Raw genomic sequence first — 12,848 nt, 5'->3', positions numbered from 1 at the left:
TGGGCTGGACAGGCGGGGTTCTGACAGACGAAACTCTCGAGTGGGAGCTCTTTTGACACGTCCGGGGATAGGCCCCGGACGCTCCCATTTCAGTGGTGTCGGGCATAGTTCCAGCCAACTACCAGCGTGTGGGGGAGGAGTGATAGCGTTCATTTCAATAGATCAAATGCTGCGCTTGATGCAGCTCTTAAAGCTGATCCGAAATTTGCCGCTGAGATGGAAGAACTAATTCCCGGTGTGAAAAATGCAGTATCTAGGACAGGTGGGAGAGAAACGCCGACAGGGTGGACTTGGCATCACAGTGACGAACCGGGAAAGATGCAGCTGGTCCCAAGCGATGATCACTGGGGCGACTGGAAAACATACCACCCTGATGGGAAAGGTGGATATGCGAAGTGGGCCATCCCTGCCGGTGCACCTTGTAGAAAATAAGGAGTAGGTTATGAACCAGATCGAAAAGGCTTTGGAAACCAACAAGGTATCGGGAAGAAGCAAGGCTGATTTACTACCTTCCAGTGTGGTTGACAATTTGGCTGATGAAATTGGCATCAGAAACCCACAGTGGAGAGATTTGTATATCGCTCTTAACGGAGGACACCCCGAAAAGGATTATTATCAATACGGAGACAATAATGATTTTACTGTGAACAACTTTTTAAATTTAGGAAATGGGGATTCTGATGCTGAGAGTGCACTTAAGATAAAACAGTCGTTATTTAAAGAGGTAGAATTTTTTCCTATAGCTCGCGATGGTGGTGGAAACATTCTACTGATTCGGATTAACAGCACTGATCTAAGTGTTTATGCTTGGTACAATGATACTCGAAGCAAGCCCATTCCAATAGCCTCCAGCATCTTAGAATTTTTGACCAAGCTAGAGGAATTTCCTGAAGAGGATTTTGAATAGGACGGTCATCCCTAATTATCACCCGTCAATTTCCAATCCTCTCTAAGGGTCCGCCACACGGCGGATTCTTTGCTTTGGCAACGACTACGGCCAGGCCATGGCCACCTCACCTTCTCGCAACTGGCCTCCATCCTTCCCTCTCCGCCTTTCGGGTCAATCTTTCTTAGGCTGGGGGGGGTATTCTGGGGGGCGTGAAGCTGTCTTCGTCCACCCCCATACCCTCCTGAAGCCTACCGCCACCCGCGCGGACATCGTGAACTTGTGCGCCGGGGCGCGTGAACATTCGTTCTTCGCGGTGTGCCTGAATCCGGTGTTCATTGGGCTGGTGAAGGGGGAACTGGCGGGGTCGGACGTGAAGGTGGTGGGGCGGTGTGTGGGTTCCCGCTGGGTGCGGTGAGCAGCGAGCAGAAGGCTCTGGAGGCCCGCCTGAGTGTGGAGGCGGGTGCGGACGAGGTGGAGAGGGTGATTCACATCGGCGCGGCACTGGCGAATGAGTGGGACGCGGTGGAGGCGGATGTGCGCGCGGTGCGCCGCGCGATTCCGGACGCGGTGCTGAAGGTGACCACCCTAACGTGCTTCCTGACCGATGAGCAGAAGCGGGAGGCGACGGCGGCGGTGGTGCGGGCCGGGGCGGAGTTCGTGAAGACGAGTACGGGCTTCGGCACGGGCGGGGCGACGCTGGACGACGTGCGCCGTTTTCGTGGCACTGAAGTCTGTTTCATGAATGACCTGTCTGCGCGCTGAGTTGTTGTGGGGAGGCTCCGGGTCAGGGGAAGGCTGCCTGCTGTCTTCCGGTATGGTGCCCTGCCCGACAGCGGTGGCGCTGGCCTCTGCACTAGCATGGGGGGGTGAACGTGATCAAAACCGCTCTCTCGCTCATTGCGGGCCTCTCGGCTGCCCTGATCGCCTACAGCGCCTTTTTCGTGCGGGGGGATCTGGGGGGCGTCATGGCGTACCTGCGGGCGCGTGGGGCGCTGCGCCGCCTGCGTGAAAGCGGCACGCCCGAGCAGGTCGCGCAGGGGCAGGCGCAGTTGCAGGCGCTGGGGCAGCAGGTGGGCGACCCGGCGCTGGCCGCGCAGCTGATTCCGGTCGCGCTGCTGGTCGGGTTGCTGGTGGGTGCGCTGGTGTGGTGGGCCTTCTCGCGTCGGCAGTCGGGGACGCCGCGCACGGACATTCAGGAGCGGATGGTGTACCGTCTCGCGCACCGCAAGGGTGGGCGGTTCACGCTGGATGACCTGCGGGCTGCCAGTCCCCTGACCGACGAGCAGGCCCGCGCGGTCACGGCCCGCCTGCTGGACCTGGGCCGCCTGACCCGTGACGGCGACACCTTCCGCCTGCCCTGAGGACCCATCCCATGACCGACACGCCCGACACCCTCGCGGACCTGCTGGACCGCGCCAACCACGACCCCGAGACTGGCCTGCTGACCGCGCTGGACAGCGTGCAGGGCCAGCCTCACCCGCGCGTGGCGGCCATCGCCGCGCACCTGAGTGCCTCCAAGCGCGACCTGTGGATCCGGATTGCCGCCGCCACGGGCACGCCCGCCCCCCCGGACGACGCGGGCCTGTCCCGCCTGGGCGACTGGGAGGTCCGTGCCGCGCAGGCCCTGCCCGCCCACATGCTGAATCTCACGGTGGCCACCGCCGACCCCGACGCGGCGGGCGGTGAGCCGCCCATGACCGTCGCCGCGCTGATTCGCCTGAACGCCTCGCTGACCGGCAGCCGCGCCGCGCAGATCCGCCGCCTCGGCGCGCAGCCCCGCCTCGCCTGACATGCCCGCCGACCGGCCCTTCCTGACCGACCCCACCCCGGACGGCACGCACGGGAACGGCGCCGTGCCGCCCGCCCTGTTCGATCTGGCGGTCAACCGCGCCGCCGCCGCCCTGCGCGGCCTGCGCCCCGCCCAGCCGGACGCCGCGCTGGCCGCGTGGCACGCCCGCACCCGCTTCGCCCGGCGCGTGCCGCTGGACGCCGTGAAGGCCGCCCTGGCCGCGAAACCCGCCGGAGAGTGCCACTGGGCGGGCGGCGAGGCGGGGGGCTGGCAGCCGGGCCGCGCCCCGTTCCCGTAGGCGGCGGGAGTGGCGCTGCGGCTGTCTAGAGCATTTGCCATAAAGATGCCTTCTTTATGGCCGAGCGGAGCGAGTGAATGTTGCCGAGCAGGACGGAGAATGGAGGCATCAGAATGCTGTTGTTCTGATGCCGTAATTCGGAGAACTGCTCTACGCCTCGCCGCTGACCGACGCCGCCACGGTCCGGGCAGCCACCTCGACCGCGCGGGTCAGTTCCGCCTGCGGGAGGTACGGCACGGCTTTCGCCTCGGCCAGGGCGACCCCGGCGCTGGCGGGCAGGTGCAGGAACCCGCACGGCACGTCCGGGCGGCCCAGGGCGCGCAGGGTGTGCAGCGCGTGGTACATGACCGCGTTGCACACGAACGTTCCGGCCGTGTCGCTCAGCTGACCGGGAATGCCCGCCCCGTGCCATGCGGCCAGCACGGCCCGCAGCGGCAGGGTGCTCAGGTACGCGTCCGGGCCGCCCGGCTGCACCGGCACGTCCCGGTGCTGCTGCCCGGCATTGTCGGGAATGCGGAAGTCCATGACGTTCACGGCCACGCGTTCCAGCGTCACCTGCGGCCGCCCGCTCGCCAGTCCGGTCAGCAGGACGGCGGCCGGGCGCCGGGTGTCCAGCAGTTCCGTCAGGCGCGCGCACGCGGCGTGCGGCTCGACCGGCAGCAGCGCCGACACGACCCGCAGGTTGCCTGCCTGCGTGCCGTCCAGCGCCCGGGCCGCCTCGGCGCTCGGGTTGACGGGATGCGTGTGGAACGGCTCGAAACCGGTCAGGAGCAGCGTGGTCATGCCGCGTAGCGTAGCGCCCCGGACGGGGTACGCTGGACGCATGCGTCTGCTGCCTGCCCTGCCGCTCCTGGCGGCCATGCTGACCCCGTCCGCCCTGGCCGCCACGACCACGCAGTACGCCGTGCTGCGGGGCGTGCAGGTGCAGGGACGCGTCGCCACCCTGACCCTGGATTACGTGGACGTGTTCTCGGACACCGACGCCGACGCCCGCCGCGTCGTGGCGCTCGGTGACTACCCGTCCGCGCAGGCGTACTTCGAGGCGAACCCGGGTGGGATGTACGTCCGGAACGTCAGTCCCCTGCTGCGGACCCTGAAGACCGACGCCCGCACCGTGTTCGCGCTCTCGTGCCTGGACCGCCCGGACGGCGTGCAGGCCGTGCCGCTGGAGACGTTCGTGTCCGCCTGGAAGGGCTTTGCGCCGCAGGGCTGCTGGCCGTTCAGCGAGCGGGTCGTGGCGCTGCACCTGAACGGCACCCGCGTCCTGCGGGCCGAGCAGGTGTACTTCCCGTAAGGACGCCCTGAAACGAACACCGCAGTTCCGCCGGGCGGCGCGGCCTATGCTCGGGCGTATGCCTGAACTGCCGGAAGTGGAAACCACGCGCCGCAAGATCGAGCCGCTGCTGCGCGGCCGGACGATCCTGCACGTCGAGCACGACGCGCCGCACAAGTACCGCGACACGCACCTCGCGGTCGGGCGGCGCGTGACGGGCCTCTCGCGGCGCGGGAAGTACCTGATGCTGAACCTCGCGTCGCACGACGGAGACGGGCCGCACGACCTGGAGTTCATCGTGCATCTGGGCATGACCGGCGGGTTCCGGCTGGAGGGCGGGCGGCACACGCGCGTCACGATCCGCACGGACGGCGGCGACCTGTTCTTCGACGATCCCCGGCGCTTCGGGAAGATGGCGGTCGTGCGGCCCGGCGAGTACGCCGGCATGCCGACCCTGGCCGCGATGGGCCCGGAGCCGCTCTCGGAGGACTTCCGGGAGGAGGAGTTCGCGGCGCTGGCCGCGCAGGCGGGCGCCGTGAAACCCTGGCTGCTGTCGCAGAAACCCGTGAGTGGCGTGGGGAACATCTACGCCGACGAGAGCCTGTGGCAGGCGGGCCTGCACCCGGCGCAGTCGCACCTGACGCGCCAGGAGGCCGCGCGGCTGTACGCGGCGGTGCGGGACGTGATGGGCCGCGCCGTCGAGGCGGGCGGCAGCAGCCTGGGCAGCGGCGCCGGCAACTACCGGCAGCATGACGGCCTGTCCGGGCTGTTCCAGCACTCGCACGCCGTGTACGGGCGGGGCGGCGAGCCCTGCCCGCGCTGCGGGACCACCATCGAGAAGACCGTGCTGGCCCAGCGCGGCACGCACCACTGCCCGCAGTGCCAGCCGCTGCGCCACCCGGAAGGAGGAAAACGCGCGTGACCGACCTGACCGGACTGAGACTGTCGTACACCCGCGCCGAACTGCGCCGCGCGGACCTGAACCCCGACCCGCTGGCGCAGTTCCGGGGGTGGCTGCAGGAGGCCATCGATGCGGGCCTGCGCGAACCGTACGCGCTGAGCCTCGCCACTGCCGACGCGGCCGGGCGGCCGGGCGTGCGCACCGTGCTGCTGCGCGGCGCGGACGAACGCGGCCTGACCTTCTACACCAACTACGGGTCGCACAAGGGCCGCGACCTGGGTGCCAACCCGCAGGCGGAACTGCTGTTCCACTGGGCCGAGCATGAACGGCAGGTGCGCGCCTATGGCCCCGTGACGCGCGTGCCGGACGCCGAGAGCGACGCGTACTTTCACGCCCGCCCGCGCGAGTCGCAGCTGGCCGCGCACGCCAGCGACCCGCAGAGCGCGCCCATCCGGGACCGCGCCGCGCTCGACGCGGCCTTCGCGGCGCTGGACGCCCGTTACCCGCCGGGCACCGTGATTCCCCGCCCGGCCTTCTGGGGTGGCTTCCGCGTGCAGGTGCAGGAGTGGGAGTTCTGGCAGGGCCGCGAGAGCCGCCTGCACGACCGTTTCCGGTACGCGCGCCGGGAGGCCGGCGGCTGGCAGATCGACCGGCTCGCACCCTGATCCGGACTCCGATGGAATGGCTCGCGAGAACCGTTCCCTCCGAGCGGACTGTCAGAGCTGCGCCGCTGAGCGGGGAGGAGCGGGACGGGTTCCGGATTTTCGGCGGAACAGACGGCAGTCCGTATGATACGGACTGCCGTTTGTTTCGTTCACAGATCGGAACACCACCGATCTGTCAACTCCACGTCCGGAACCCGCTTTGCTCCTCCTCTGCGGAGCAGCTCTCCGAGTCGCTTCGCTCGGATTGAACGGCTTTGTAAGCCATTCCATCGGAGTCCGTATGACGCGCCGGGTGGCGCGGATACGCCCAGTGGGGGCATCCCCCGGGAACCACGAAAATTTCACATGAAGTCTCATAAAATGCCCGCATGGCCCTGAGCGTGATGGAATCCAGCGTCCGCTCCCGCGCGGGCCCGCCGGAACAGGGCGCGGACCTGCTGCTGGTCACGCCGTACCACGTCGCCCTGGTCGCCGGCCTGAGTTTCGGCGCGACTTCCGGCGGCACGCAGCCGCGCGGTCTGCCCCCCGCCCGCTTCGCCGCGACGGTCGGGCTGGCGGCCCTGCGCGACCTGCCCCCGGACGCGACCCTGCGCGCCGCCACCGACCACCTGAGCGCTGCGCTGAACCTCGCGCTCCGCCACGCCCTGAGCGGCGGCGAACGCCTGCAGGTGGGTTTCGCGTTCGCGGCCGTCAGCAGCGTCCGCCGCGAGGTCTGGCAGGTCGGGCAGGTCGGGGCGCTGTGGGACGAGCCCGGCCTGAGCGGCGCGCAGGGTGGCCTGCCGGGCAGCCTGCCGTCCCTGACGGCCGCCGCGCAGGCCCGCGCGCTGGTCGTGCAGGCCATGCTGGCGCGCGGCGCGGGCCGCATCACGCACGCGCAACTTCAGGCGAACGACCCGGCGCAGGCGATCATCGCGCCGCTGCTCGTCGCGCACGCCTCCCTCGCGAACACCACCGGTCCGCTCGGGTACGGCCTGATCAACGGGGAGTCCGTCCCGGACATCCACCTGCGCGTCCACCGCCTGCCGCCGGGCCCGCGCGAGGTCAGTCTCGCCACCGGCGGGTACCCGGCCGTCCTGGGCACCCTGGCCGCCAGTGAACGCCGCCTGCAGGACCTGCTGCGCAGCGATCCGCTGCTCGTCACGCACTTTCCGTACGTGCGTCCCCTGCGCCCCGGCCACGAGGGCTACGCCGACCGCGCCTACGTGCGCGTGCAGGTCTGGTAGGGACCCCCGCCGCTCTGTGGGCCTCCTTGCCATCCGGATGGGGCTTTCCGTTGCATGCTGGCCCGCGTGAGCAACCTCTACACCGCAGAAGCCACCGCCACGGGCGGCCGTTCCGGCACCACCCGCAGCAGCGATGGCCGCCTCGACCTGAACCTCAGCGTGCCCGCCGGCATCGGCGGCGACGACGGTCCCGGCACCAACCCCGAGCAGCTGTTCGCCGCCGGGTACGCCGCGTGCTTCCAGGGAGCCCTGGGGGTCGCCGCCCGCCGCGCCAAGATCGCCCTGAGCGACGACAGCACCGTCACGGCCCGCGTGGGCCTGCAGAAGTCCGGTCTGGCCTTCGCGCTCGACGTGGAACTCGAGGGCCACTTTCCCGGCCTGACCGACGAGCAGGCCCTGGCGCTGATGCACGCCGCGCACGAGGTCTGCCCGTACAGCGTGGCCACGCGCGGCAACGTGGACGTGCGCCTCAGCGTCCGCTGAGCCCGCCGGGGGCGCGGCCGTTCCCGGGCGGCCGCGTTCAGCTGCGTTCGCGGTTGGCCACGTACAGGTCCTCGGCATCGTCGCCGAGCAGGGCGCGGCGCTCGGCCGGGGTCAGGGCCACCATCACGCGGCGCAGCACCACGTCCACGGCCTGCTCGGCGCTCTCGTCGAGGGTCAGGCCGTCGAGCAGCGGCACGTCGTAGGTGAGGGCCAGCGCCTCCAGTTCGTCCTGCATGTCGCGGATCTCCCGGAAGTACTGCATGTAGCGGTGCAGGGGCCGGCTCGCGCCGGTCTCCTCGTTGCGGCTCTCGAAGTGCCGGCGGTGCTCCTCGGCGTCGGGCAGCGTGACGAGCATCGGCACGACCAGCGCCCCCGCGAACGATTCGGCCTGCAGGTAACCGGGCACCAGATGAACGCCCTCGAGCACCAGACTGGTGCCCTCCTGAACGCTGCGCTGCACCACGGCACTCAGGCCCACGCTGACCTGCTGCACCTGATCGCGGAACCCGGCGATCAGCGTCTCCCGCGTGGGGTGTTCCGGGCGTGGCGTGCCGGGCGGCAGCAGCGCCTCCCAGGCGCTGAAGGTGCTGGCGTGCAGGGTGGGCAGCAGCGCGGGGGACACCATGGCCCGCATGACTTCCCGGATGGAATCGGTGCTGACCACGCGCGTGATGCCCAGGCGGTAGGCGATCTCGGCCGCCAGGAAGCTCTTGCCGGTCCCGCTGACCCCGCCCAGCAGCACGATCACGGGGCGCGGCGGCCGCCGGATGACGCGCAGCAGCCGGTAGCGGGCGCTGACGTCCGGGCCGACCTCGTCGCGCAGCAGCGCCTCGACCTTCGCGCGGATCGCGGCGCGCCGGACCAGGCGGTCCTCGGTGCCGCGCAGGTCCCGCTGCGTGACGCGCGCGACCTTGCGGGCCACGTCCGGCGGCACCCCGGCCGCCAGCATGGACTGCACCAGGATGCCCTTGCTGAACGGACTGGGTACGGCGCTGCTCCCGCTGATCACGCCGAGCTTCCCGCGGTTGTGCTGCAGGTACCGGTAGGTGAGCCGCAGGTGCTCGCCGTACTGGTCGGCCAGGGTGTCCTCGGTCAGCCGGTCGATCTCCTCGGCGCTCAGGCGCCGCACGCCCTGGCGGCGCAGCCGGACGTCCACGTTGCTGGCCGTGGCGTAGGCGTCCTTGCCGGACAGCCCGGCGTCTTCCAGCGTGCGGGCCAGCACGCCCCGGCTGAACGGCAGGTCGCCCTTCTTGGCGATGACCAGGATGTCCACGAAGGCCGGCGTCTGCTGCGCGGCGGCGTCCGCGATCTCCGGGCCGGCCAGGTCCCGCGCGACCTCGACCATCAGGGCCTGCAGTTCGCCGGGACTGACCAGCGTGCGCCGCGCCAGCCTCAGCTGCTGCTCGATGCGGCGGGAGGCGGCGGCGGCCACCGCGGTGTCAGCGCCGGCATTCACGAGCGATTCGGCCAGCAGGCCCCGGCTGAACGGGAAGGCGTGCCGGACCGTACCGATCCGCAGTTCCGGGTGACTCATGCGCCCCCCGGCGCGCGCCGCACGGCCCGGACGGAGGCGCCCCGGCGGGCGGGCGGGAAGACGGTGTCCGGGCGTGGCGCTGGCGTGCGCCGCGGGCGGGGCGAAACAGACGGACCCCGTGTCACGCGCGGCCTGCCCGGGGGGAGGGGAGGAGGGCCTTCATGCGCCGCAGTGTATCGCGCGGCACACTCCGGGCCGCGCGTCCGGCGTTCAGGGGCGGGGCGGCTCGCGTTTCACGGCCCCTTCCAGCAGCAGGCTCAGCGCCAGGCGCATCTCCTCCTGCAGGGGACGCTCGGTGCCGTAGGCGCTCCAGCGCAGCGCGACCATCAGGTACGTGTCGGCGATCAGGTTGCTGATGCGCTGCAGGCTCAGGTCGGTGCGCATCATGCCGGCCTGATGCATGGGCCGCAGGATCAGTTCGATGACCTTGCTCAGCGGCAGCGCCTGGTACGCGGTGCGGGCGCGCTCGGGGTTGGGGTTCATGACCTCGTACGCCAGCGGGGGGAACAGGTCGCGTTCGCGGGTGTTCTCGTCGGCCAGGCGGTCCCAGACCTCGTACAGCACCGTCAGGGGCGCGGCGCCGTCGTGCAGGCGGGCCTCGGCGTGGTCGCGCAGGCGGTTCATGACCTCGCTGCCGTAGTCCAGCAGCACCGCTTCCTTGTACGGGTAGTAGTTGAAGAAGGTGCCGCGCGAGACGTTGCTGGCCTTGGCGATGTCGGTGGCGGTCGTGGTCTGGAAGCCACCCCGTTTGAACAGGTCAATGGCGACGGTGTAGATGCGGGCGCGGCGGCGCTCCTTCTGGCGTTCGCGCAGCGAGGTGGAATCCATGATCCGCACAGGATACTGCCACGGGTTCAAAATTACACCCCGTTCAATTGTGGTGGCGGGGGGATGCGCCCGGGCCGGCCGGGAACTGCGGTACGCTGGGCCGCATGAGCGTGATCCTGGGCATCGACATCGGCGGCAGCGGCATCAAGGGCGCACCCGTGGACACCCGCACCGGCCAGCTGGTCGGAGAGCGGCGGCGCATTCCCACCCCGGAAGGCGCCGCGCCGGAGGACGTGAAGAAGGTCGTGGCGGAACTCGTCACTCACTTCGGACTGCCAGGAGCGGTCGGCGTGACCTTCCCGGGCATCGTGCAGCGCGGCCACACGCTGTCGGCCGCGAACGTCCACCCGGACTGGGTGGGCCTGGACGCCGACGCGCTGTTCAGCGAGGCGACCGGCCACGACGTGCACCTGATCAACGACGCCGACGCCGCCGGACTGGCCGAGGCGCGCTTCGGGGCCGGGCGGGGCGTGCAGGGCACCGTGATGGTCCTGACCTTCGGCACCGGCATCGGCAGCGCCCTGATCCACGACGGCGTGCTGATCCCCAACACGGAACTCGGGCACCTGTGGCTGCGCGACAAGCACGCCGAGAGCTGGGCGTCCGACCGGGCCCGCGAACTGGACGACCTGAACTGGAAACAGTGGAGCAAGCGGGTCAGCTCCTACCTGCAACACCTGGAACTGCTGTTCAGCCCGGACCTGTTCATCATCGGGGGCGGCGTCAGCAAGAAGGCCGAAAAGTGGCAGGAACACCTGAAAGTCGGGCGCGGCCGCGTCGTGCCCGCCACCCTGCTGAACGAGGCCGGGATCATCGGGGCCGCCATGATGGCCGCCCACGACGCGACACCGGCCGGCGAGACGACCACGTCACCGGAACCCGCCCGCCCGACCCCGCCCCGCAAGACCCCCGCCCGCAAGACCCCGGCCCGCAAGAAAGCCTGACGCCCCAGGGACATCCGCCGGGAACCCCGCGCCGCAGGGACCCGTACCGGGCCGCATGGGATTCCTGAAGAAGATGATGGCCGCCATCGGTGTGGGCGGCGCGAAGGTCGACGCCCGCGTGAACAACCCCAGCCTGCGCGCCGGGGACACCCTGACCGGCGTGCTGGTCGTGCAGGGCGGCAGCGTCGAGCAGCGCATCGAACGCATCAACCTGGGCCTCGCCACCCGCTACCGGCACGAGGACACCCACGTCACGCACCAGCTGACCCGGCAGGCGGTCGTGCCGGCCTTCGACCTGCGTCCCGGCGAGACCCGCGAGTTCCCGTTCAGCCTGAACGTCCCGCTCGACACGCCGCTGTCGCTGCCCGGCACGCAGGTGTGGCTCGCCACGGACGCCGACATCGCCGGGGCGGCCGACCCCGGCGATCAGGACCACCTGCAGATCCTGCCGAGCCGCGAGGCGGAAACGCTGATCCTGGCCGCGCAGCGCCTGGGCTTCACCCTGAGCGGCAGCGAGACCGAACACCACCACGGCCGCGTCGCGCAGGAACTCGCCTTCCGCCCCCCGCACGGCCAGTACCGCGTGGCCGAGATCGAGATGATGCTGTTCCACACGGGCGGCGGACTGGACGTGATCCTGGAAGTGGACCGCCGCGCGACCGGCGTGGCCAGCCTGTTCACCAGCGAGTTCGAGCAGCGCGGGCGCTGGCACCTGGGCGCGCCCGCGCTGGCGCAGGGACCGGACGCCGTTGCCCGTGAACTCGAGGCCCGCATCCGCGCGCTGCTGTGACCCCCCTGACGGCAGGCCCTGCGCGGCGTAGCATGCCGCCCATGACGGACCTGCCTGACCCGCACCTGCCCCGCCTGCTCACCTGCGACCTGCTGTTCACGGGCATGGGGGGCGCGCAGTCGCCGGGCGGCGTGGTCGTGGTGGGCGGCACCGTCGCCGCCACCGGGCACCCGGACGCGCTGCGCGCCGCGTACCCGCACGCCCGCGAGGAACACGCCGGGGCCGTGATCGCGCCGCCCCCCGTGAATGCCCACACGCACCTGGACATGAGCACGTACGCGTTCACGGCCCTGCCGTACTTCCGCTGGATTCCCGAGGTGGTCGTCGCGCAACGCGAGAAACGCAGCGTGGACGCCGCCCTGCGCGGCGCGGACACCCTGCGCGACCTGGGCGCGGGCGGCGTGGGTGACATCGTGTACATGCACGCCCCCGAGGTCATGGACGCCCTGCTGGCCCGCGAGGACCTGGGCGGCGTCCTGTACTACGAGGCGCTGGGCACCTTCCCGGACAGGGCGGACGACATCTTCCGCACCGTCCGCGAGCGCCTCGAACGCTGGCGCCGCCTGGAACGCCCCGGCGGGCCGCGCGTGGGCCTGTCCCCGCACACGCCGCACACCGTCAGCCACCGCCTGATGCGCCTGCTGTGCGACTACGCCGCCGGCGAGGGCCTGCCCGTGCAGATCCACGTGGCCGAGCACCCCGCCGAGCACGACCTGTACACGCGCGGCGGCGGTCCCATCTGGGACAACCGGCTGGCGGCGTTCTACCCCGACACCTTCGCGGACGTCATCGGCCGCGCGCCGGAACCGGGCCTGACGCCCGTACGGTACCTGGACGAGCTGGGCGTACTGAGTGCCAGACCCACCCTGGTCCACATGGTGAACGTCACGTCCGACGACATCGCCCGCGTGGCCCGCGCGGGCAGCGCCGTCGTGACCTGCCCGCGCAGCAACCACCACCTGCAGTGCGGCGTGTTCCCCTGGGCGGCCTTCGCGGCGGCCGGGGTGGAGGTCGCGCTGGGCACCGATTCCGTCGCCAGCGGCGAGACCCTCGACGTGCGCGAGGAGGTCGCGTTCGCGCGCACCCTGCACCCGACCCTGGACCCGCGCGTGATCGTGCGCGCCGCCGTCAAGGGCGGTCACCGCGTGCTGGGCAGCCGCGCCCCGTTCATCCGCCGCGGGGACGCCTGGCACGAGACGTACCGCTGGGGCTGACGCGGCGTGGAATGGAC

General features: G+C 70.3%; 16 protein-coding genes and 1 pseudogene. 14 read left to right on the top strand and 3 right to left on the bottom strand.

From position 1 onward, the window contains the following. Nucleotides 1-126 precede the first annotated feature (126 nt). The 6 genes and pseudogenes from ABDZ66_RS17270 (at nt 127) to ABDZ66_RS05875 (ending at nt 2,976) form a co-directional block, all read left to right on the top strand. A complete protein-coding gene (locus tag ABDZ66_RS17270; RefSeq protein ID WP_425544407.1) occupies nt 127-432 on the top strand; it encodes an HNH endonuclease in 306 nt (101 codons plus the stop codon). A 10-nt stretch (nt 433-442) separates the two neighbouring features. Continuing rightward, a complete protein-coding gene (locus ABDZ66_RS05895) occupies nt 443-907 on the top strand; it encodes an SMI1/KNR4 family protein (RefSeq protein WP_343757126.1) in 465 nt (154 codons plus the stop codon). A 179-nt stretch (nt 908-1,086) separates the two neighbouring features. Further along, a pseudogene (deoC, locus tag ABDZ66_RS05890) lies at nt 1,087-1,600 on the top strand (deoxyribose-phosphate aldolase); the annotation flags it as partial. 161 nt (nt 1,601-1,761) lie between these two features. Beyond that, a complete protein-coding gene (locus ABDZ66_RS05885) occupies nt 1,762-2,250 on the top strand; it encodes a hypothetical protein (protein ID WP_343757124.1) in 489 nt (162 codons plus the stop codon). Between the two features lie 11 nt (nt 2,251-2,261). Continuing rightward, the gene (locus ABDZ66_RS05880) at nt 2,262-2,678 is read left to right on the top strand and encodes a hypothetical protein (RefSeq protein WP_343757123.1); all 417 of its coding nucleotides are present in this window, start codon (nt 2,262-2,264) and stop codon (nt 2,676-2,678) included. A gap of 1 nt (nt 2,679) precedes the next feature. Continuing rightward, nucleotides 2,680-2,976 carry a hypothetical protein gene (locus ABDZ66_RS05875; RefSeq protein ID WP_099749888.1) on the top strand — a complete coding sequence of 99 codons (297 nt, stop codon included), beginning with the start codon at nt 2,680-2,682 and terminating at the stop codon, nt 2,974-2,976. Between the two features lie 150 nt (nt 2,977-3,126). Here ABDZ66_RS05875 and ABDZ66_RS05870 read toward each other — a convergent pair whose 3' ends face one another. Beyond that, nucleotides 3,127-3,759 carry a pyroglutamyl-peptidase I gene (locus ABDZ66_RS05870; RefSeq protein WP_343757119.1) on the bottom strand — a complete coding sequence of 211 codons (633 nt, stop codon included), beginning with the start codon at nt 3,757-3,759 and terminating at the stop codon, nt 3,127-3,129. A gap of 40 nt (nt 3,760-3,799) precedes the next feature. Here ABDZ66_RS05870 and ABDZ66_RS05865 point away from each other — a divergent pair, with 40 nt between their 5' ends. The 5 genes from ABDZ66_RS05865 (at nt 3,800) to ABDZ66_RS05845 (ending at nt 7,521) form a co-directional block, all read left to right on the top strand. Continuing rightward, on the top strand, nt 3,800-4,270 hold the full coding sequence (locus ABDZ66_RS05865) for a hypothetical protein (RefSeq protein ID WP_343757117.1): 471 nt from the start codon (nt 3,800-3,802) through the stop codon (nt 4,268-4,270). A 58-nt stretch (nt 4,271-4,328) separates the two neighbouring features. After that, entirely contained in the window at nt 4,329-5,171 is an 843-nt protein-coding gene (locus ABDZ66_RS05860; protein ID WP_343757115.1) for a DNA-formamidopyrimidine glycosylase, read from the top strand. Next, a complete protein-coding gene (gene pdxH, locus ABDZ66_RS05855; RefSeq protein ID WP_343757113.1) occupies nt 5,168-5,815 on the top strand; it encodes a pyridoxamine 5'-phosphate oxidase in 648 nt (215 codons plus the stop codon). Before ABDZ66_RS05860 ends, pdxH begins: the two co-directional genes overlap by 4 nt. 368 nt (nt 5,816-6,183) lie before the next feature. Beyond that, nucleotides 6,184-7,038, top strand: a complete 855-nt coding sequence (locus tag ABDZ66_RS05850) for a hypothetical protein (RefSeq protein WP_343757111.1) — start codon at nt 6,184-6,186, stop codon at nt 7,036-7,038. A 66-nt stretch (nt 7,039-7,104) separates the two neighbouring features. After that, nucleotides 7,105-7,521 carry an organic hydroperoxide resistance protein gene (locus ABDZ66_RS05845; RefSeq protein ID WP_343757109.1) on the top strand — a complete coding sequence of 139 codons (417 nt, stop codon included), beginning with the start codon at nt 7,105-7,107 and terminating at the stop codon, nt 7,519-7,521. A gap of 37 nt (nt 7,522-7,558) precedes the next feature. Here ABDZ66_RS05845 and ABDZ66_RS05840 read toward each other — a convergent pair whose 3' ends face one another. Both ABDZ66_RS05840 and ABDZ66_RS05835 read right to left on the bottom strand, forming a co-directional pair. Beyond that, the gene (locus ABDZ66_RS05840) at nt 7,559-9,055 is read right to left on the bottom strand and encodes a 2-phosphoglycerate kinase (RefSeq protein ID WP_343757107.1); all 1,497 of its coding nucleotides are present in this window, start codon (nt 9,053-9,055) and stop codon (nt 7,559-7,561) included. Nucleotides 9,056-9,265: 210 nt separating this feature from the next. Then, entirely contained in the window at nt 9,266-9,883 is a 618-nt protein-coding gene (locus tag ABDZ66_RS05835) for a TetR/AcrR family transcriptional regulator (RefSeq protein ID WP_343757105.1), read from the bottom strand. Nucleotides 9,884-9,987: 104 nt separating this feature from the next. Between ABDZ66_RS05835 and ppgK the strand changes: the two genes are divergently transcribed. The 3 genes from ppgK to ABDZ66_RS05820 are packed head-to-tail and all read left to right on the top strand — an operon-like array spanning nt 9,988 to nt 12,831. After that, nucleotides 9,988-10,827, top strand: coding sequence for a polyphosphate--glucose phosphotransferase (gene ppgK / locus ABDZ66_RS05830; protein WP_343757103.1), 840 nt, complete (start codon nt 9,988-9,990; stop codon nt 10,825-10,827). 55 nt (nt 10,828-10,882) lie between these two features. Then, nucleotides 10,883-11,617 (top strand): sporulation protein, encoded by a 735-nt coding sequence (locus ABDZ66_RS05825; protein ID WP_343757101.1) that lies wholly within the window; start codon nt 10,883-10,885, stop codon nt 11,615-11,617. 41 nt (nt 11,618-11,658) lie between these two features. Further along, entirely contained in the window at nt 11,659-12,831 is a 1,173-nt protein-coding gene (locus ABDZ66_RS05820; RefSeq protein WP_343757099.1) for an amidohydrolase family protein, read from the top strand. Nucleotides 12,832-12,848 lie beyond the last annotated feature (17 nt).

It is taken from the genome of Deinococcus depolymerans (assembly GCF_039522025.1).
Lineage (GTDB): Bacteria > Deinococcota > Deinococci > Deinococcales > Deinococcaceae > Deinococcus > Deinococcus depolymerans.
Note: the sequence above shows the minus strand (reverse complement) of the source record. Positions and strands in the feature narration are given on the sequence as shown.